Here is a 19,985-nt window from a genome sequence, read left to right on the forward strand (position 1 = left end):
GTCCGAATGTTCGACCAGCCTAGGCGACGTGACCGGATGTTTGCCGAATCCCGGAGTCGCCGAACTCGATGAGACCGCGGGCCGCGAACGCGTCGAGCCAACCGACCATCGGCCACCGACCCCATCGATCGAAGAACCTGCGCGCGTTGGCAACGATGTCGTCGAGATGCTCCACCGGAGGATCGGAGACCGGATGCCACTGGTGATACGCATGCGCCCCGCCCACCCACCGCAACCCCATGCCCGACGCCACCGCGGTGGCAGCGAAATCGGTGTCCTCGCCGCCGTAGCCGGTGTAGTCCTCGCAGAAACCACCCAGTTCGGTCCAGGTCTGCGTGGTGACGGCGAAGGACAGCGACCAGAAGAGGTCGAAGTTGTCCCCGTGTGCGACGGTTCCGGCCGGCGGATTCGGGCGCGCCGGATGTGGCGCGGTCAGTGCCGCCAGAGCCGGACCCTCGGTACCGACGTCGCGTTGTTTCAGGTAGGTGACCGGACCGCACAGCAGGGATCGTTCGTTACCCGGAGCGGCTGCCGCACAACGGTATTGCTCCAACAATCCTGGCCCCGGGATGCAGTCGACGTCGAGGAACACCAACAACTCTGCGCCGCGGTCGACTGCAGCAGCAGCGCCGAGGTTGCGCGCACGGGCCAGCGGTAGCGCGCCCTCCACGGGGATCTCGAGACATGTGGCGGCCGAACCGGTCCGGGTGAGTACGTCGGCAATTGCGTCGTCTCCCATGGACACGACGATGTGGTCGACCTGTTCCGCGGTGGTCCGTCGCAGACCGCGCACCTGAGCGCCCAGGTGCTCGTGTCGGCCGGCCACCACGGTGACGACCGCGATCTTCACTGCCGACTCCGTCGAGGTACTGACTGTTCGATGGCCCGGGCGGCTCTCTCGGGGGCACCATCGGTGTGCAGTGCCGACCACCGGGCACCCCCGAGATCGAGGGCGCGATCCGCTGCGGTGTGCCACCGAGCTACGGACGGCCATGTATCGAGCACCTCGGCGATCGACCCGTCGGCCAGGGCCCGTCCGGTGGCCGATTGCTCCCCGAAGGGCCGGACCTGCGGCACGACGACGGCGGGCGCACCCGACGCAGCGACGTCGGCGACGGCGTTCTGCCCGGCGTGTGTGACGACGAGAGCGGCCGAACACAGCACCGGCCACACGTCGTCGATCCAATCTCCGCCTGCGACGCCGAGGGCGCGAAACTCGAAGCGGTCGTCCACCGCGGACCACGAGTTCACCAGATCGCGGGTGAGCGACGTACCGCCTGCCGCACCCAACACCACAACCGTCGGATCGCCCGAACGCGAGGTTCGCTCGCGTCCGGCGAACCTACTGATCGATCCCGAGAACGTCGTCTTGTCCGCGTACGGCAGCAGCCAACCGGGGTCGTAGACCTCGCGTGACCACGGCGCGAGGATGTGTGTCGCTGCCCGGTAGGCCAGACCGTGGATCGGATCGGTGCGCTCCCCCGGGATTGCCATGACGATCACCCGAACTCCCATGAGGCGCAGGAACATCGCCACTTCCACCGATACGTCCACCACGACCGCCGACGGTTTCTCACGCGCCACCCACTGCGCGACGATCGCCATCCGCTCGGTCAGACCGTCCACGTCGTGCGGTGCCCAGTGAAGCACTCCGCCCGCAGAACCATCCTGTGCCACAACGTCTGTGGACTCCTCCACATCGAAGGGTAGCGAGAGCCACTCGGCCGCCGCATGCCCCGGAGGTCGAGGCCTCGAGGACAGAACGGTCATCGGTTCCGACATCGAGCGTGCGATGGCGTCGGCACGGGTGACATGACCGACCCCGTGATGGTGCGCGTAATAGCCGATCATGCGATCGCGAGCCGATCGTCGACCGGGCCTGCGACCGCCTGGAGCGTCGAGCGGTACAGGGCCTCGTACTCGTCGACCATCCGATCCATCGAGCACACCGCTTCGGCGCGTGCCCTGACGTCGCTTCTCTTCAGAGCGGCTGCCCGAGGGATCGCCGCGGCGAGGCCCTGAACATCGTCGGCCGGTACGAGTACGCCCGACGACGCGTCGACGATCTCCGGAATGCCGCCTCGTGCGAACGCTGCGACGGGAGTGCCGCAGGCCAGCGCTTCCGCCACCACCAGGCCGTACGGCTCGGACCACACCGGCGACACCAACGCGACCTCGGCGCCGGCCACCAACGCCGCCAACGCAGGCTGGTCGAGGTGACCGACGTAGCGAATGTCCTCGTCGAGCAACGGTTCGACGACGTCATGGAAGTAGTCGAGGTTACTCAGCGGACCCGCGATGCGCAGCGAGCGTCCTGCTTGCTTCGCAGCGGCTATGGCCAGGTGCAGTCCTTTCTCCGGAACGACCCGGCCGGACCACACCACGTAATCGCCACCACTGCCGAAGGGCCACTCCTCCAACGAAATTCCGTTGCGAATGACGACGGTGCCGGTAGTGACATCGGCCCATTGCGAGGCTGCGAACTCACTGACCGCGGCAAAGGTGTTGGCTCCGGCAGGGGCCAGCGCCACGGCCGACTCCAACCATGCGAACGGCGGTGTGTGCAGAGTCGTCACCATCGGCACCGACAATGTCGAGGACATAGCCAGCGGCAGGTAGTGCAGGCTGTGGTTGTGCACGATGTCGAAAGACTCCGACAACGTCCCTGCCAGTTCCATCATGACCGCAAGATAGGCGTGGTGTTCGCGAATCGCGGTCGGAGTGATCGCGACGTCGGCAATGGATATCGGCGTCAGATCCAGTGTTCGGACCGGTAGCAACGTCGCGTCCAGATCGACGCTCGAGCCGTCCGCTGCGAACAAACTCACCTGGTGCCCGCGCTCGGTGAGCGCACGCACCAGGTTGTAGACATGTGCCTCCAGACCGCCCGCGAAAGGCTGGGCCACCGGAAAACTCGATGACGCCAGCACCGCGATGCGAAGTGGGTTCTCGTTCAACGCATCTCCTTTGTCACTGCTGAATAGATTGCTGCGTGGGTTTCTGCGATCGTTCGTCTCTGCTTCGCTCGGACGCCGGGATCGAGTGCGGGCGTTCGATCGTCGTGCGCTGCCTGCACGGCCGCAACGAGGCCGGCCGCATCGAAAGAGTCGATTCCCATTCGGAAGCTGTGCACCGGGGCTTGGTCCGCATAGAAGCCGCAGTCCGACGCGACCACGGCCGTCCCGAGATCGCGGCACGCCTCCAGCCAGCCCGAGTGGGTGCCGAATCGATACGGCAGCAACGACACGTCGATCTCGGTGAGATAGTTCCAGAGCGCATCGTCGTCGAACCGCTGGTGCACCCGCACATCGACGTCGGGAAAAGTGTTGTAATCCAACAGCTTTGCGCCGACCGTGGGGCTGTACCAGTGACTGGTGGACTCGAAGACATCCTGGTCGATATCCAACCGAACCGTCGCGTCGGGCAGCGATCTCGCGGCCTCGATCACCGCGTCCATCACCGCCAGCGGGTCCATGTTGGATCGTAGGTTCTTGGCGTGGACACCGATGACGAACGACTCCGACCGGGGGCGGGCGCAGTTCATTCGCTCGAGCGGCACCACGTGAGGATGCTCCACCACGCTCGCGCGCACCCCCCACCGGTCGTGGATCCAGGCGGCCGCGCCCTCGGTCAGGGTGATCACCGCACTGGCTCCGCGAACCAGGACATCCAGCTGCCGCAGATGATCGGTGTTGTCGGCGACATGGGGATTGTGCAGATCGTGGACGGTCAGAACCAACGCCTGACGGTGGACACGTAGGTGTTCGACGGTGCGAGCGAGCTCTTCGGGACCGAAGGACTCGAACCCGAAATGCACGTGCAGAACGTCGAACTGGACGTCGGTCTGCTCGGCGAGCCACTGTGCATCGAGAAGCCGCGGCGGCCACCACTGCCCGGGTACATCCACGCGGACGGGTGGAGGGTCGGGTAGCAACGTGACGGATTCGAGGGTGGATACCGCACCGTCGCCGAGCACCGGCAGCAGGTGCTGAACGTAGACGTGCGAGGACGGAACCGAGGCAACACGAATCATGACATCCTTCGGGTACAGGCAGGGCAATCGTGCCTGGTCCCGACACGCGATACGTGTCCAGTACCCACTTTCGTCAGGGTTCAATCGGGGTTGGCGCAGCAGGTCTTCCGGGGCTACGTTGACGAGGAAATGGTCCACTACGAACGAGCACACGACGTCGGGGCAATCATGGACGGGCGCACCCGCCACTACGGCGAATTCTACGAAGTAGCCGAACGACAACAGGGCCGTGACGCCCCTGAACACGACGACCGGCCGCTCCTTCTGGTCTGGGGAAATTGTCAGGCCGAGGCACTGCGTATTCTCCTCGATTCCGATCCGGCCATGCCGCTGCGGACGGTGCGCGTACCACCCGTCCACGAGCTCGAGTCCTCGGACTTGCCCTATGTCGACCGGCTCGTGCGCCAGGCGTCGGTCCTTCTCACGCAACCGGTTCGGGCCGGCTATCGTTCGCTACCGCTCGGGGTACCCGATCTTGCCGAGACCCTGCCGCCCGACGCCACCGTCGTGCGATGGCCGGTGCTCAGATATGCAGGGCTGCATCCCTTTCAGGTGATCGTTCGACATCCGAGCGATCCTGCCGCCGTTCCGAGCCTGGTGCCGTACCACGACCTGCGCACGATACTTGCCGCTGAGTGCGGACTCGGCGAAGACGACGACTGGGACCGCTCCGTCTCGGACGACGGTCTCCGACACGCAGCCGAGTCGAGCCTCGACGAGTTGCGTCGGCGCGAGAGCCGAGATACCGACATCGCAGCGTCCGACCTGTTCGCCGATGCCGGGCGCGCTGCCACCCACACGATCAATCATGCGACCAATGTGGTGTTGACTGCGCTGGCGCAGCGGATTCTGGACCAGCTCGGCACCGGCTGCACCGCCGCGGATCCGGGCCGCGAATTGCTCGGTGGCGTCCGGGCACCGGTCGAGCGACGAGTACTCGAAGCACTCGGTCTCGACGGCGATCCACGGCCCGAGTGGACGGTGGACGGCACACCGCATTCTCCGAGCTCGGTGCACCGTGCCCATCTGCGTTGGTATGCAGCCCATCCAGAATTCGTCGGTGCGGCGCTGCAGCGGCACTCGGAACTGATTCGCATCCTGGAGCTGGTGCCGTGACCCAGCCTGTGCACCATCTGGTCATCGGCCCTCCTGAGCACGGAGTGACTCGTTGCGCGCGCGAACTGGCCTCTGCGACAGCCAGTCCGGTGATCTCGAGCTTCGAAGATCTGCCCGTCGACATTCCGATACACGTGCATTTCACCGACCGGCTGTTCGGCCGAACCGCGGGTGAGGCCGCAGACGTGTTCGTCTCCGCGGTGGGACGGCACCGAGCTCCGATCACCGTCACACTGCACGACATCCCGCAGGCCTCGGATGGAACCGCGTTCGAAGCGCGAACGACATGCTATCGGCGGGTAATGGACTGCGTGTCTGCAGTCGTCGTCTCCAGCATGCACGAGCGGCTGCTGCTCGACGACGTAGCGCACGACCGAATCGACACTCGCGTCATTCCGCTGCCGATCCACAGTGCTACAGCAGAACCCGGACCGCGCGACGCCGTGCGCAACGTCGTCGGCGTACTGGGGTTCGTGTACCCGGGCAAGGGGCACGAGGAAGTACTGCAGGCCATGAGATCTCTCGACACTGCTGTCGACCTGCTGTCGATCGGATCCGCGTCGCCGGGCCACGAGACCATGATCGACGAACTCGCCTGTGCCGCGGCTCGACTCGGCCGTTCGTTCGGCTCCACCGGGTTCGTTCCCGACGCCGACCTCGACGGACTCCTTCGGTCGATCGCGATACCCGTCGCGTTCCACCGGCACCTGTCGGCATCCGGTTCCATCAACTCCTGGATCGCGGCAGGCCGTAGGCCGCTGGTCCCCCGCGGTCGGTACGTGGAGGAGATCGAGGCCAATTCTCCGGGGACACTCTGGATCCACGAGAACTCCGTCGACGGCCTCGCTGCCGCCATGATCGAGGCGCTGGATCATCCCGAAAAGACCTGGCAGCAACCCGGCGTAACTTCCTATCCGACACTCCACCAGGCAGCGGCGCTGTATTCCGCACTGTTTCGCGAACAGAGCGTGCCGACGGCGCAGCAGCTCTCCGATGGGCGCTGGGTGGTACCGGACAATCGGTGGGACCTGGTGCCACCCGTCGACCGGAACCCGTCGGTGTCGGTGGTGATTCCGTACTTCGAGCAACAACGCCGGTTGGAGTTCGTTCTGACCGCGCTGACCGAACAGACGTATCCGGCTTCTCGCATCCAAGTGATCGTGGCCGACGACGGGTCCCCCGTAGCGCCCGACGTCGATGCCTTTCGCACCGCGCTGGACATCACCGTGATACGCCAATCCGACCTCGGCTTTCGTGCGGCAGCGGCCCGCAATCTCGGCGCGTCGGTCGCCCAGGGCGAGATTCTGTGTTTTCTCGACGCGGATACCGTTCCCGAGCCCGGGTACATCGTGGAATCGGCCCAGCTGCTCGCGGCCCTGCCCGACGGCCTCGCCGTGGGACGTCGACGGCACGCCGATCTGGAGGGCTGGACCTCGAGGGATGTGGCGGAGTGGCTCGGCGGGCGATCGGCCGGACCGCACGAGTTGACGGAACCGCTCTGGCTCCGAGACGGATATGCGCACTCGCGTGACTTGCTCGACGCCGATCGGCGCTCGTACCGGTACATCATCAGCGCGGTCATGTCGTGTACCCGGCAGCTCTTCACGGAGATCGGCGGGTTCGACGAGAGCATCGTCGGATACGGCGGCGAGGACTGGGATTTCGCGCACCGCGCCTACGACGCCGGAGCCGTCCTGGCACACCTGCCGCGCGCAGTCGCCTGGCACGACGGGCCGGAATGGGCCGAGCGGACGGGCGGAGACCGCGAACGCAAGAACATGGAGGCCATGATGTTGGCCTCGCGGATCACCGACCCGGCGGCGCGCACCCACGGTCTGCTCTACGCCGTGCCCGAGATCGTTGTGGTCGTGGATTCCGCAGGACACACCTCGGCGTCTCTACTGCACACCGTCGGATCCGTTCTGCGCGAACGAGATTGCGTCGTATGGATTCACGGCACCGACGCAGCCGAGTTGCGACGGCCGTGGGGCGACGTCGATCCGCGAGTGAAGCAGGGGCAACCGAGCGACACCGGCCGCAGCCACGCCGTTGTGCACGTACGCGGCCCGGTGCTGTTCGGCGAGCACGCTCTGCGTCGACTGCTCGCCACCGGGGCCGATCGGATGACAGTGGACGTCGGGGGTTCGGGAGTGGTCGAATTCAGCACTTCGCGCTCGAATGCACGTGCGGCGCGGTGGGCAGCGGCCCTGGAGCGCACACCGGAGGACGTGGCCGACGCATTGTTCGGCCACAACCACCGCACAGGTGTCGAATTCGGGTTGTCGATCGGCGAGCAGCAGCCGAACCTGGCCTGGTGACGGGTAATGCCGTGTCGGAGCGAACGATTCAATGAAGATCGATGGAAAGTACGAGTCTAGGCTCGTCGGGACGAAGTGAAGAGCAAGGTCGGATGAAGATGAACAGAACGCTGTATTCGATGATCTGCATGATGGCGATCATCGCCTTCGTTGCATTGCTATGGGGCACAGTCGGGTACGTCTATGCCGACACCCACCCGTTGCGCCGCGCGGCGTTTGTCGGTGGCGGGGTGCTGATCTCGGGATGGCTGATCGTGCTCGTCGCCGCGGGCGTCAAGGTTTCTCGGTTGAAGGCCCGCAGACGAGAGAGCAACTCCGACACCGATTGAGAACGCCGGCGACGGGTACTCGGGATTGAAGTCTCGACGTACACCCTCCAGTTCGGATGCTCGTCGGGTCCCTCGTATCGGGTGCCGAGCAAGGATCGTCGATGGTCAGTCAGCGCAGTGTGTCCAGTCAGCGGGATTCCCCGGTTCGTCCGGCGACTCGCGACGAATACCTGTCGACGTGGTCGACGCTGCACAACGGCATCGATCCGTCTTCGTCGGTGTTGGTCAGATGGTGGCTCCGAGTGGTCTACACGCTGAGCGCCCCGCTGGTTCGTGCCTCCGTGTCCGCCCATGCCGTCACCTGCACCGCCGTCGTCGTGGCCGGGGCGGCGGTCGCTCTGTCTCGGCCCGGCACCTCGGCCCCCCTGGTCGCCGCTGTGCTCATTGCTCTCTCGGGCCTGCTCGACAGTATCGACGGCGGCGTCGCGATGATCGGTCGATCCCAATCACAGTGGGGTTATCTGCTCGACACGGTCGCAGATCGCTGCAGCGATCTGCTGTTGCTTGCGAGCGGCTTTGCGCTGGGAGCCCCGATGCCTCTTGTCGTCGCGGTCGGGGTGACGACCCTCCTGCACGAGATGGCCCGAGCCCGGGCAGTCGGGGCCGGCATACCCGACGTCGGATTTCTGACGGTATGGGAGCGCCCGTCCCGAGTCATCGCTGCCGCGGTCACTGCCACCGTTGCCGGTGCCGCTCCGGCGAGTGCCGGTACATCGGCGACGATCGGTATCTCCGTGACGTGCACACTGGCCGTCCTCGGCTTCACTCAGTTGATGTTCGGGCTGCATCGCCGGGCAGATCGAACTCCGCGGTGACCAGCCAGCCTGCGAGCGCCAAGATGTGGAACACGAACATCCACAGCATGATTGCCACGCCCCCGCCGATCGCGGTGAGGCCACCGAACGGCGCGCCGAGGTCCACCGGAATCGCCAGGAACAGAATGAATCCGTGCACGAACCCGGTGACGATGGACGAGGTGACCAACGATCCCACGGCCAACGCCCGCCAACCCACCGCCCGTGGAGCAATCACTCGGTAGGTCCACGCAAGGGGAACCGACAGAATCAGCCACAGACAGTTGAAACCGAGGAACACGCGCAGCGTCATTGCACCGATCCCGCCGTTGCCGGTCGTTGCTTCGAGCAGCCGCGCAACGCTGAGCACGCCGGCCAGCAGCACCGGGGCTGCGACGAAGAACGGCACCATCGCCAGTCGTCCACGCCAGCCGGTGAACGATTCTCGGGTCGGAGCGAACCGGACGATCGCCCGGCGTAGGCCTTCCCCGTAGAACGTCGCGGGAAAGATCGAGATCAGGACCCCGAGCGGACCGAGTTCGATTCCGGCGGTGGCCAATCCGTCGACCGCAGCCCGGGCACCGAGCGCATCGGGCAGCAATGCCGACACCGCATCGAACCCGGACCGTACCCACTCCGCCGATACCAGCAGAGCTGTGGCGCGAATCGTGAGCAGTAGCAGCGGCACAACGGCAATGACGGCGTAGAACGTGAGTCCGCCTGCGATCAGAGTGGTGTCCTCACGGGCGAACCCTGCCCTGATGGCGCCGAGGCTACGAATCGCCCGCGTACGAATTGTCGTCACGGCTGGAAATGTGCCACAGAATGCCGACGCGGCGTCATTCGAGGACTACGTCCACTCCGTCGATCACCTTGAGAAACGGGCAGATCGACGTCGCCTGCGCCAGGATCGCCTCGGGATTGTCCGTGCCCGGCAGCGACACCGCCAGAGAGAACTTCGCGTCGTACCCGGATGCGTCGGAGTCGGTCAGAACGACCTTGCCTTTGACAGCCAGGTCGTCGACACTGCCGCCCACTGTTCCGAGGGCGATGCGCAACGACTCGACCAGGCAACTCGACAGGGCCGCGGCCATGAGTTGCTCGGGGTTGGTGCGTTCGCCGGGGCCACCGAGTTGTTGGGGTTCGCGCACACCGAGCGACAGGACGCCGTCGTCGGACGTGACGCCGGTCGCGGTGGCGGAAACGGTTGCTGTGTAGAGCTCGGTGTTCATCGATCACGGATGTCCACTCGGTGCGCGATCGAAACCGGCGTACGTCGCGATCATTCCGCGCATCCGTCCGCACGTGTCCCTGTTCACACATCCGCGACTCCTGTTTGACCGAACCTACCCACGGGTAATGACCGGTACAGGGCCGAGCATCACGCTGCGACCCGCAGGCATCGGCCACAGGGAATCGATCACCAACCGAAAGGGGAGCACCATGAGCACATCCACACTGATCGCTCAGTTGCGCGTCGCGCTGCAGCTGACGAACACGGAAATCCAGATCGCGGAAACTCGCGTCGTTCAGGCGCGCACCGAGGCGGTTCGTCGAGAACTGGCCCAGAATGCCGCGAACGGCCGGGATCGCGCCGCAGCCATCGAGGAAGCCCTTCGTGGTCTCGGCGGCTTGCCCGATCTCGTGTCACCGTTCCTGGGACGCACACTCGCTGCTGTCAAAGCGGTCGCCGAACAGGCTCAGCCGTTCGACGAAGCCCTGCTGGGTGACCTCGCACTCGAGCAGCAACTGCTGGGCCGAGCGAAGTACATCAAGGCACTGGCAACGGCAGCGAACGAGCCGTCCGTGGTTGCACTGGCCACCAGGCTGGCCACCGCTCACACCGCCACGGTCGAGTGGCTCGAGACGGTACTTGCCGAGGACGCTCTGGGCGGACCCGCAGCACTGCGCCGCACCCCGTTCCAGGCCGCCGCAGGTACCGCGGTCAAGATCGTCAACGCACCGGCAACGTGGTCGGCACGAGGCCTCGACCGCGCACTGGATGCAGCTCGCGCCACCCCGGACCGCCTCAGCGCACTGCTGGGCCGCGGTGCACATGCCGGTGACGTCGCAGTCAAGACACTCACCGCGAGCCGCGATGCAGCACTCGAGGCTGCCGAGGACGTGACCCGCAGCGAAGGCGTCGATGTTGTCGCCGACGCGATCCACACTGCTCGCTCTGCCAGCGGAACTCTCGATGCCGACGAGCTGCCGATCGCGGACTACGACGATCTCAACGTCTCGGACGCCGTCGCCGCCATCAAAGACCTCAGCAACCCGACCGACGTTCGCACCGTCGTGACGTACGAAGAGGCACACAAGAACCGCCACGGAGTCGTGTCCGCAGGACAGACGCGCGTGGCAGCAATCGCCAAGGACGTCATCTCAGTCGACTGATCCTTCTGCGAATACCGATGCGGCCCGTGATTTTCCGGGCCGCATCGCTGTATTCGAAGCCCTACGGCTTCAGCAGAACCTTGATGGCACCGTCCTGCTTCTTCTGAAAGAACTCGTACGCGTGCGGGGCATCGTCGAGCGACAACTCGTGCGTTGCGAACGAATCGACGCCGAGAGGGTCGTCGTCACCGAGCAACGGCATGATGTCGTCGACCCACCTCTTGATGTTCGCTTGCCCCATTCGCAGCTGAATCTGCTTGTCGAACATGGTCATCAGCGGTAGCGGATCGGCCATGCCGCCGTATACGCCGATGATCGAAATGGTTCCGCCGCGGCGAACGATGTCGATGGCCGAGTACAACGCACCGAGGCGATCGACACCGGCTTTCTGCATCATCGGAGCAGCAACGGCGTCCGGGAGCATCCCGACGATCTGCTGCGCCATCTTGCCGACCGGTGATCCGTGCGCTTCCATGCCCACGGCATCGATGACGGAGTCGGTTCCTCTGCCGTGGGTCATCTCCCGGATCACGTCGCCGACGCCGCCGCTGTGTTCGGCGAGGTTCACCGTTTCGATTCCTCGCGCTGCTGCGCGGGCGAGCCGTTCGGGAACGAGGTCGACCGCGATCACTCGGAAACCCTTGTGCTGGGCGATGCGAGCGGCCATGTCTCCGATGGGCCCGAGACCGAGCACCGTCACCGATCCGCCCTCGGGAATCGCAGCGTATTCCACGGACTGCCACGCGGTGGGCAACACGTCCGACAAGTAGACGAATCGTGAATCCGGCGGTCCTTCGGGAACTTTGATGTGCGTGAACTGCGCCTGCGGGACACGAAGGTACTCGGCCTGTCCGCCGGGCACCTGCCCGTAGAGCTTGGAGAAGCCGAACAGTGCTGCGCCCATTCCCTGCTCGCGAACCTGGGTGGTCTCGCACTGGGTGTACAGACTCGAATTGCACATGTAGCAGTGTCCGCAGGAGATCTGGAACGGGATGACGACGCGGTCACCGACTGCCAGATCACCGGTTTGCGAACCGACTTCCTCGACGATGCCCATGGGCTCGTGGCCCAGAATGTCGCCCTCGTCCATGAAGGCACCGAGAGTTTCGTACAAATGCAGATCCGAGCCGCAGATGTTGGTGGTCGTGATTTTGACGATCGCGTCCGTCGGCTGCTCTATCTGCGGATCGGGAACCGTGTCCACGCTGACTTTTCTCTTGCCCTGCCAGGTGACTGCGCGCATGAGGTCCTTCCGGTGGATTCGACACCGAAGTTCGATGTCGTGCACAACGGATTGCCGGTTGTGACGGCTCACAAACACCTGCGCGGACTGCGATTGGTACCGGCCCGCGGTGGGTAGCCTCAGGTATGACCGAGCTTCTGTCCGCCCGCCCGACCGCCGTACGCTCCCCCGTCCTGCCGGTTCCGTGCGGGCCGATTTCGGAAGCCGTCGTACGGTGCTTGACCACAGGTGAACCGGGAACGACCGGGATCGTGCCGACACCGACAGACGTCGATTCCACGTCGCGAGACGTACAACTCGCCCTGCTGATCTGCTACGAATTGCACTATCGCGGGTTCGACGGTGTCGCCGACGCATGGGAGTGGGACCCCGATCTCCTTCGCCTGCGAGCAACACTCGAATCCGCTTTCCTCGAGTACGTTCGGGCTCACGTGGAACCAGGGCACGACGCGGCCGCAGAGATGGACGCCCTGTCCGTCGAGGCGACCTCGGGAACCGGCCCGTCGTGGTTCCTGCGCGACGAGGGCTCGTGGGAGCAGATGCGCGAGTATTTCGTGCATCGGTCCGTTTACCACTTGAAGGAAGCCGATCCGCACGCCTGGGCCATCCCCCGGTTGACCGGTCAGGCCAAAGCGTCTTACGTGGCAGTCGAATTCGACGAGTACGGCGGCGGGAAGGGTGATCGCGTACACCAGAAACTATGGGCCGACTCCATGGTAGCCGCCGAGCTCGACGCGTCGTACCTCGGATACATCGACCGTGTTCCCGCTCAGACTCTGGCGTGGGTGAACCTGATGTCGCTCTTCGGTCTGCACCGAGGACTCCGCGGTGCCACGGTCGGACACCTTGCCGCCACCGAGATCACGTCGTCGCCGGGCTCACAGCGGTACGTACACGGCCTCGAGAGGTTGAAGGCACCCCAGGCATGCATTGCGTTCTACGCAGAGCACGTCGAGGCGGATGCGGTGCACGAGCAGGTACTTCGGCGCGATGTCGTCGGCAATCTACTCCGCGACGAGCCCGAACTGGAGGCGGATGTGGTGTTCGGAATGCGCGCACTGGATTTCGTGGAGAACGAGCTCGCCGATCACGTGATGTCGCGCTGGTCCGCCGGTCGGTCCTCGCTCGACTGAGCCGGCCTCTTCTTGGCGCGATGGCTGGTGTCGCACAACGGGTAGTTCTTACTCCGTCGACACGTGCACACCGCCACCGCGAATCGGTCGGAACACACTCGCGTGCCGTCGTCCAACTCGATGTCGACCGGTCCGTCGATGACGATCGGCCCACCCTTGACGATGCGGACGGTGGTGCGTTTCGTGGTGGACGCCGCGGGACCATGGTTGTCGCCGTCGGCACCGCCCTCATCGTCGGTCGGCACGAATGACCACCAGATCCTCGATGTCACGGGATGCTTCGAGTAGTCCTACCTGCTCGAGCCAGGCAGCCCTCTCCGTCATGACCGGGCCGAACGAGATCGATCGCCGTGCGGCCACGGACACCGTCATGCCCCTACGGCGCAGCATCGCTTCGGTTCGTGCAGGGTCGGAGTACTCCGACTGCACCACCATCAGGGTCCCGCCGGGGACGAGCAGGTCGTGAGCGGCATCGCACAGCGGATCCAGCACCACTCGGCCGTCGTGGCCGCCGTCCCACGCTCGGTGCGGACCGACACCCTCGGGCACCGCCTCCGAGGGCACGTACGGCGGATTGCACAGAACCACGTCGAACGGCTCGAGCACCGACGCGTCCGCGAACGACCCGAGGCGGACGTCGACATCGACATCGAGGGCGGCTGCGTTGCGACGAGCGCACGCCACCGCGAGCGGCGAGATGTCGAACGCCAGCACTTCACGTGCGCCCAACGACGCCGCAGCGAGCGCCACGGCACCGCTCCCGGTGCACATATCGAGCACACGGGCACCGCGCACTACCCCGGCCCTCGACGCCATCTCGCACAGCAACCATGAATCGTCCTGCGGCTCATACACTCCGGGATCTGCATGAACCGCACGGGTGGATCTGAACGTATCGAATTCCGCCGTCGTCATCGAGGTGTCCTCTCGGAGATCGTCATCGCAAGACGTGCCCTCTCGGGCTGTGTGCCGAGCGTGGACTCCACTCGAGGTGGCTACTGTATGCCCGATCGCACCGGCCGCAAACAAGCCGCTTGAAACCGCGCGAATCGGGTAGTCCACCGACAACACGCGGTGAAGCAAACGCCGCCGTTCGCCCGTCTCGGGCCCACACCGTCCGCTTCGGCAGCACTGACCGCCGTCGTTCATCGAGGAGATTCTCTTGTCGGTTCTACCGTCCATCGACCCTGTTCCCGCCGTCGTCGTACCGTCGCTTCGGCAGGTGTTTCCGGCACCGACTGCTGGAGCCGGCATCACCGTCACCGAACTCGGCGGTGCCACCGTCGTTCGCGTCGCCGGAGAATTCGGTCGTCAGGATCTCGGCGTGCTGGCCGAGACACTCGGTGATGCATCGGTCGAAGGTTCTCGGTTGGTGCTCGATCTGACCGCGGTCGACGCGGTGCCGGCAGGCACGGCGGCAATTCTCGATGCCACGTCGATGCACCTGAGCAGGTGGGGCACTCGACTGGCTGTGGTCGGTTCGATCGAGTCGACCCGAGCGCTGGCCGCAAACGCAGGCGGCCGCACCGCATTTCACACCACTCTCGACGCTGCACTCGCATACAGAGAGATTTCGGCTTGACCTCGACCGGCGTCGACGGCCGCCACGACGTTCTCGTTCTCGGCGGCGGCAACGCAGGCGTCAGTGCGGCCGCACGCGCACTTCGTCTCGGTATCAGCGATGTGGCGGTCATCGAACCCCAGTCCGTGCACACCTATCAGCCGTTGCTGTCGTATGTCGGGGGCGGCCAAGCCCGACTCCGCGATGCCGAGCGAACCCAACGCTCGGTGATGCCGAAGGGCAGCACCTGGATCCAGGACACGGTAGCATTCGTCGACCCCTACGAGAAGGTGGTCACGACCGCGTCGGGTCGGCGATACGGCTATCGAGACCTGATCATCGGGACCGGCCTGGTACCCGACCACGAGGCTCTGCCCGGAATCACCGCGGCCGCCGACTCGGACGCGGTGACGAGCAATTATCTGGGTCGAGCGGAGAAGACCTGGCAGCTGATCTCCCACTTCCCGTCACCCGAGATCGGCGGCTCCTCCGAGCGCGGCACGGCAGTGTTCACGGTGCCGCGGCCACCCGTGGGCTGCACCGGCACCACGCTCAAACCACTGTTCCTGGCCGCCGCCCACTGGCGGGCGACCGGGCAGCTCGCCGACATCGACATCACCCTGGTGATCGACCGCGAGGGTCTACTCGATGTGCCTCGGCTCGATTCGGTGTTGCTCGATCATCTCCGCGATCTCGGCGTCCGGATATTGCACCGCACAGCAGTGACCGCCCTTTCCCCTGCAACTCGGCAGATCACCGTCACCGATCACCATGGCGCACAGCAGATCATCGACTACCGGATGCTGCACCTGGTGCCCCCGTTTCGCGGACAGCCATGGGTCGAGTCGTCGAAACTGACCGGAGACGGACAGCACGGTCTCGTCGACATCGACCCCCGCACACTGCGACACCGCGAACACAGCGAGATCTGGGCCGCCGGTGACGGTGCCGGAATCGACACCGATTCGTCCGGTGGTGGGCTGAGAAAGCAGATAACCGTTCTGATCGACAACCTGCTCGCCGCCAGAGCCGGACGAGAAATGTCCTCGTACGACGGATACACCGTGGCACCGGTGACGATCGACGCCCACCGTCTCGTTGCGGCCGAATTCGACCGAACCGGGGCACTCACGCCATCGCTACCGTCGTTTCTGGATCCGCTGAAAGCGCGACGATCGGCCTGGCTGTTCGACCGCTACGGCCTGCCACTGAGCTACTGGAACATGATTCTCCGCGGACGGCTCTGACGGCACCGCCCATCGATCAGTCGAGTTCGAGTACTGCCATCAGTCCGTGCGGATCATCGATGTCGACGTCGTGGCCGTCTTCGCGCAGACCGGCGGCTGCGTCCTCGAGAAGCCGACGCGCCACGTCGTCCATCGCGCGAACATGGTTCAGATCGAGGGTGATTCGGTGATGGGCGTCGATGCCCTCGGCCAAGGTGGCCAGTACCGACTCGGCTCCGGCGAAACGTAGGTCACCTTGCAGGTGCACGATCGTGGCGTCCTCACCCGTCACCTCACGAATGGCCGACGTACCACTCGGTGCCACATGCATCATGTGCAATTCGAGATCCCGTGAGAGGCGCTCGAACACGGCGACTCCCCGCACGCTGTTTCCGTGTTCGTTCAACTTGGGCGACAGCACAGCCAACCCGACCTGCCCGGGCAGCACACCGACGATCGCACCGGCCACCCCACTCTTGGCCGGAATACCCACTGCCGCAACCCAACTCCCCGATCCGTCGTACATCCCGCAGGTGGACATCACCGACAGCACGTGCCGATTGACCGCACCGTCGATCAACCGTTCCCCGGTGCTGGGATCGACTCCCCCGTTGGCCATCACCGACGCAATGGTGGCCAGGTCCACGCAGTTGACGTCCACCGAACATTGACGGGCGTAGCCGTCGACCACCTCGGCCGGATCGGCTGCGAGAATTCCGACGGATTTCAGAAGGTAGGCGATCGCGGTGTTGCGGTCGTCCGATTCGATCTCGGCTTCGTAGACCGACGTGTTGGTGCTCAATTGCCTTCCGGCGCAACGGCTGTGCAAGTCCCTGATGCGATCGGCACGCTCCTGCGCCGAGCTGCCCCGAATCATCGAGTGCACAGCGAGTGCTCCTGCATTGATCAGCGGATTGCGCGGTCGACCCGTGGCGCGTTCGAGCGAGATCTCGTTGAACGAATCGCCGGACGGTTCGACATCGGTGGCCTCCAGCATTCGTTCGAGTCCGTTGTCCTCGACGGCCAACGCATACGCGAGGGCCTTGGAGATGGACTGGATGGAGAATTCGGTATCGCAATCACCTGCGGCATAGACCGATCCACCGACGGTCGCAAGGGCCACCGCGAAGGTCTCGGGGTCTGCTCGCTCGAGTTCGGCGTTACCCTCCGCGATTGCCCCGCCGTCGAGGTGTCGGCAATCGTCGAGGACGGATTCGAGGTAGCGGTTGATCGGTGACTGCATACCGTCACGCTAACTCGGCGCAGAGGTCACTTCCGCATTGCGCGATTCAGCGCTCGCGCTCGGAGTTCGTCGTCGACGCGCTCTGAAACATTTCCAGGAAGGATCCGAAGCCCTGGCCACTCGTCGCAGTGTTGTCACGTGTGTCCTGTGCGGGTCCGACCGCCGCGTTGTCTGATTCCATGTCACAGATGCTGCCGTTCGGACATGTCAGCGGATCTGGGGGCAATATCACGATAGGGCAACAAAATATAACGAAGCGATAACGGCGACCGAGGTAGCGCCGTCGTGACGAGTGACAAATGGCCGAGGGAATTCTCGGGCTCGCGAACGGCCGAACCTCGACGTGCGCCGTTTGTCGGATCGGCGACTGTAAAGTCGGGCCCGACCGAAAGGACGATGTGACGCACGCGACACCCGGACGGCGCACCGTATCGCGTCGTTCCTTCTTCACTGCTGTAGTGGCCGGCTCCACGTTGATGCTCGTCACACGCACCACCGCGTCTGCGGAACCGGCCGGCACCGACGGTGAGCCCGATCAGGTCCTCACCGCGATTCCCGCCGACTCGAATCTGGTGATCCTCGAGGTGCGCGGGGACGGATCCGTGCACTGCGCGTTGCCCCGTGCCGAGATCGGACAGGGACTGACCACCTCGGTGGCGATGCTGATAGCGGAAGAGCTGGACATCTCTCTCGACAAGACCGTCGTGTCACTCTCACGTGGCCGGCAGGAACTGATCGGAAACCACTACACGGGCGGCTCCAACTCCATCCAGTCTCTCTGGGAGCCCGTTCGATCCATCGCTGCAACGGCACGAGCGCGGCTGCTGCGCGCTGCCGCCGATCGGTGGGGTGCCGACGTCGGCACGCTGAGGATCGTCGACGGTGTCGTCATGGCACCGGACGGACGGGCGGCGCACTTCGGCGAGCTGGCAGTCGCTGCCGCGGCCCCGGAACTGCGCTTCGAGGCGGTGGACCCGAAGTCGGAGGAAGATCTGACGGTCGTCGGCACTCCGACCACGCGCCAGGATGCTCGCGCGATCGTCACCGGTCGGCTCACCTACACGCTCGATCTCGACGTGCCCGACGCCATGCCTGTCGTCGTCCGACGCCCACCGACGATCAACGGAACCGTTGCCTCGGTGGACGAGGCGGCCTTGCGAGCGATGCCAGGGGTCATCGATGTTGCCGTCGTGTCCACCGGGGTCGCCATCATGGCGCGCACCTTCGGATACGCGCTCGCGGCGAAAGACGCCGCGGTGGTCACGTGGAACGCCGGAACCATCGACGACGAATCCACCGATTCCATCCAGGACAGGCTTCGGCGGAGCACCCCGGCGTTCACGGGTTTCGGCGGAGTGGGTAGGCCCGAGCTGCCGGGCGAAACGAAACTGAACGTCGATTTCGACTTCGCTCCCGTCTCGCATGCCGCGATGGAAACCAATTCGGCAGTCGCCGACGTGCGATCCGATCGCGCGGATGTATGGGCATCGATGCAGCTACCCAACTACGCCGGGCAGAAAATTGCTCTGACACTGGGCATTCCGTTGAACAGGGTCACCACCCACGTGATGAACGGCGGCGGCTCGTTCGGCCGTAGGCTCTACTTGGACGGCCCACTCGAGGCCGCCGTCATCTCCCGAGCAATGGGCAAACCGGTGCGCCTGATGTGGTCGCGGGTGGACGACATGCGGCACGGCCGAGCCCGGCCCGCGGTACACACCAAGTTCGACGCGGTCCTCGCCCGCGGCACGGTGATCTCCTGGGAGCAGCGCGTGGCCGCAGTGTGCACCGATTTCGACGGCGGTTTCGGTGACCTCGCCACCGACGCATTGGCACCGTCCCCGCTGATTTCCCAGACGCTGTTCCACAGCACCCTCGACCCGTACTCGTTCACCGACAGCAGCATCAGGACCCTCGTCGAGGTACCGGTGGAGATGCCTACCGGCAGTTGGCGATCGGTGTTCTCCGGAACGGTACGTACAGCGGCCGAGATCATGGTTGATCGCATCGCCGACGCCCTCGATACCGATCCGCTGGAGCTACGCATCGGGGCCGTCGCGAGCGACCGCCACCGTGATGTGCTCGATACGCTCGCCGCAGAGGGCAACTGGGGTGCAGATCTCGGCCCCGGCCGGGCGCAGGGTATCGGGTTCCATGCCGAGTTCGGTTCCAGTGCAGGATATCTCGTAGAGATCGATGCGCAGGACCCGCGAGCGCCCCGCGTGAGAAAAGCCGTCATCGTCGTGGACGTAGGCCGCGTGGTCAACCCTCGCAGTCTCGAGGCCCAGATGATCGGCTGCCTGATGGACGGCATCTCGACCACCCTCAGGGCCGCACTGCACTACGAGCAGGGGCTGCCGCTCGAGGGTAGTTACTCGCAGTTCCACTACGCCCGCCAACGCGATTCACCACCGGATGTGTCAGTGGTGATCATGCCGCCCACCACCGAGAACCCCGGTGGGGCAGGAGAATTGGGAGTTCCCGCTGCGGCCGCCGCAGTGGCCAACGCGTACGCACGCGCCACCGATACCACCCCCACCCGCTTCCCGATCCTGTTCGACGTCGACTTCGACCCGTTCCCGAAATGAGGAC

The 19,985-nt window shown here is 65.1% G+C and carries 20 protein-coding genes; 9 read left to right on the plus strand and 11 right to left on the minus strand.

The features are described 5' to 3' along the window. Positions 1 to 19: 19 nt before the first annotated feature. The 4 genes from BH93_RS18645 to BH93_RS18660 are packed head-to-tail and all read right to left on the minus strand — an operon-like array spanning position 20 to position 4,033. A complete protein-coding gene (locus BH93_RS18645; protein ID WP_037176447.1) occupies positions 20 to 850 on the minus strand; it encodes a glycosyltransferase family 2 protein in 831 nt (276 codons plus the stop codon). Further along, positions 847 to 1,851 (minus strand): glycosyltransferase, encoded by a 1,005-nt coding sequence (locus BH93_RS18650; protein ID WP_037176445.1) that lies wholly within the window; start codon positions 1,849 to 1,851, stop codon positions 847 to 849. Before BH93_RS18650 ends, BH93_RS18645 begins: the two co-directional genes overlap by 4 nt. After that, positions 1,848 to 2,957, minus strand: a complete 1,110-nt coding sequence (locus tag BH93_RS18655) for a glycosyltransferase (RefSeq protein WP_037176443.1) — start codon at positions 2,955 to 2,957, stop codon at positions 1,848 to 1,850. Before BH93_RS18655 ends, BH93_RS18650 begins: the two co-directional genes overlap by 4 nt. Beyond that, positions 2,954 to 4,033 carry a hypothetical protein gene (locus BH93_RS18660; protein ID WP_037176441.1) on the minus strand — a complete coding sequence of 360 codons (1,080 nt, stop codon included), beginning with the start codon at positions 4,031 to 4,033 and terminating at the stop codon, positions 2,954 to 2,956. Before BH93_RS18660 ends, BH93_RS18655 begins: the two co-directional genes overlap by 4 nt. A gap of 129 nt (positions 4,034 to 4,162) precedes the next feature. Between BH93_RS18660 and BH93_RS18665 the strand changes: the two genes are divergently transcribed. The 4 genes from BH93_RS18665 (at position 4,163) to BH93_RS18680 (ending at position 8,611) form a co-directional block, all read left to right on the plus strand. Continuing rightward, a complete protein-coding gene (locus BH93_RS18665) occupies positions 4,163 to 5,149 on the plus strand; it encodes a WcbI family polysaccharide biosynthesis putative acetyltransferase (RefSeq protein ID WP_080739246.1) in 987 nt (328 codons plus the stop codon). Continuing rightward, positions 5,146 to 7,467, plus strand: coding sequence for a glycosyltransferase (locus BH93_RS27985; RefSeq protein ID WP_242459007.1), 2,322 nt, complete (start codon positions 5,146 to 5,148; stop codon positions 7,465 to 7,467). The genes BH93_RS18665 and BH93_RS27985 overlap by 4 nt, the downstream gene beginning before the upstream one ends. A 98-nt stretch (positions 7,468 to 7,565) precedes the next feature. Further along, positions 7,566 to 7,796, plus strand: a complete 231-nt coding sequence (locus BH93_RS18675) for a hypothetical protein (RefSeq protein WP_141215767.1) — start codon at positions 7,566 to 7,568, stop codon at positions 7,794 to 7,796. Between the two features lie 101 nt (positions 7,797 to 7,897). Further along, positions 7,898 to 8,611, plus strand: coding sequence for a CDP-alcohol phosphatidyltransferase family protein (locus BH93_RS18680; protein WP_052065793.1), 714 nt, complete (start codon positions 7,898 to 7,900; stop codon positions 8,609 to 8,611). Here BH93_RS18680 and BH93_RS18685 read toward each other — a convergent pair. Beyond that, positions 8,559 to 9,395, minus strand: a complete 837-nt coding sequence (locus BH93_RS18685) for a YihY/virulence factor BrkB family protein (protein WP_052065650.1) — start codon at positions 9,393 to 9,395, stop codon at positions 8,559 to 8,561. The two genes, BH93_RS18680 and BH93_RS18685, sit on opposite strands and share 53 nt — an antisense overlap. Positions 9,396 to 9,429: 34 nt before the next feature. Continuing rightward, positions 9,430 to 9,822: an OsmC family protein gene (locus BH93_RS18690; RefSeq protein ID WP_032404748.1), complete on the minus strand. Its 393-nt coding sequence runs from the start codon at positions 9,820 to 9,822 to the stop codon at positions 9,430 to 9,432. 211 nt (positions 9,823 to 10,033) lie between these two features. Between BH93_RS18690 and BH93_RS18695 the strand changes: the two genes are divergently transcribed. Continuing rightward, the gene (locus tag BH93_RS18695) at positions 10,034 to 10,987 is read left to right on the plus strand and encodes a hypothetical protein (protein WP_037177046.1); all 954 of its coding nucleotides are present in this window, start codon (positions 10,034 to 10,036) and stop codon (positions 10,985 to 10,987) included. 61 nt (positions 10,988 to 11,048) lie between these two features. Here the strand turns inward: BH93_RS18695 and BH93_RS18700 are convergent, their stop codons facing one another. Then, a complete protein-coding gene (locus tag BH93_RS18700; RefSeq protein WP_037176438.1) occupies positions 11,049 to 12,230 on the minus strand; it encodes a zinc-dependent alcohol dehydrogenase in 1,182 nt (393 codons plus the stop codon). 137 nt (positions 12,231 to 12,367) lie between these two features. On the opposite strand from BH93_RS18700, the gene BH93_RS18705 reads away from it, so the two are divergent. Continuing rightward, positions 12,368 to 13,363: an iron-containing redox enzyme family protein gene (locus BH93_RS18705; protein ID WP_037177044.1), complete on the plus strand. Its 996-nt coding sequence runs from the start codon at positions 12,368 to 12,370 to the stop codon at positions 13,361 to 13,363. Here the strand turns inward: BH93_RS18705 and BH93_RS18710 are convergent. Then, positions 13,318 to 13,608, minus strand: coding sequence for a CDGSH iron-sulfur domain-containing protein (locus BH93_RS18710; protein WP_037176437.1), 291 nt, complete (start codon positions 13,606 to 13,608; stop codon positions 13,318 to 13,320). The two genes, BH93_RS18705 and BH93_RS18710, sit on opposite strands and share 46 nt — an antisense overlap. Further along, positions 13,592 to 14,278 carry a HemK2/MTQ2 family protein methyltransferase gene (locus tag BH93_RS18715; RefSeq protein ID WP_037176435.1) on the minus strand — a complete coding sequence of 229 codons (687 nt, stop codon included), beginning with the start codon at positions 14,276 to 14,278 and terminating at the stop codon, positions 13,592 to 13,594. Before BH93_RS18715 ends, BH93_RS18710 begins: the two co-directional genes overlap by 17 nt. 247 nt (positions 14,279 to 14,525) lie before the next feature. Here BH93_RS18715 and BH93_RS18720 point away from each other — a divergent pair, with 247 nt between their 5' ends. After that, on the plus strand, positions 14,526 to 14,945 hold the full coding sequence (locus tag BH93_RS18720; protein ID WP_037176433.1) for an STAS domain-containing protein: 420 nt from the start codon (positions 14,526 to 14,528) through the stop codon (positions 14,943 to 14,945). Further along, the gene (locus BH93_RS18725) at positions 14,942 to 16,171 is read left to right on the plus strand and encodes an NAD(P)/FAD-dependent oxidoreductase (RefSeq protein WP_037176431.1); all 1,230 of its coding nucleotides are present in this window, start codon (positions 14,942 to 14,944) and stop codon (positions 16,169 to 16,171) included. Before BH93_RS18720 ends, BH93_RS18725 begins: the two co-directional genes overlap by 4 nt. A gap of 16 nt (positions 16,172 to 16,187) precedes the next feature. Here the strand turns inward: BH93_RS18725 and glsA are convergent, their stop codons facing one another. Next, on the minus strand, positions 16,188 to 17,393 hold the full coding sequence (gene glsA / locus BH93_RS18730) for a glutaminase A (protein WP_037176428.1): 1,206 nt from the start codon (positions 17,391 to 17,393) through the stop codon (positions 16,188 to 16,190). A gap of 46 nt (positions 17,394 to 17,439) precedes the next feature. Further along, a complete protein-coding gene (locus BH93_RS28145) occupies positions 17,440 to 17,574 on the minus strand; it encodes a hypothetical protein (RefSeq protein WP_255182535.1) in 135 nt (44 codons plus the stop codon). A 217-nt stretch (positions 17,575 to 17,791) separates the two neighbouring features. Here BH93_RS28145 and BH93_RS18735 point away from each other — a divergent pair, with 217 nt between their 5' ends. Continuing rightward, complete coding sequence (locus BH93_RS18735) at positions 17,792 to 19,981, plus strand: molybdopterin cofactor-binding domain-containing protein (RefSeq protein WP_037177043.1); 2,190 nt, start codon at positions 17,792 to 17,794, stop codon at positions 19,979 to 19,981. The last annotated feature ends 4 nt before the right edge of the window (positions 19,982 to 19,985 follow it).

It is taken from the genome of Rhodococcoides fascians A25f, from assembly GCF_000760935.2.
Lineage (GTDB): Bacteria > Actinomycetota > Actinomycetes > Mycobacteriales > Mycobacteriaceae > Rhodococcoides.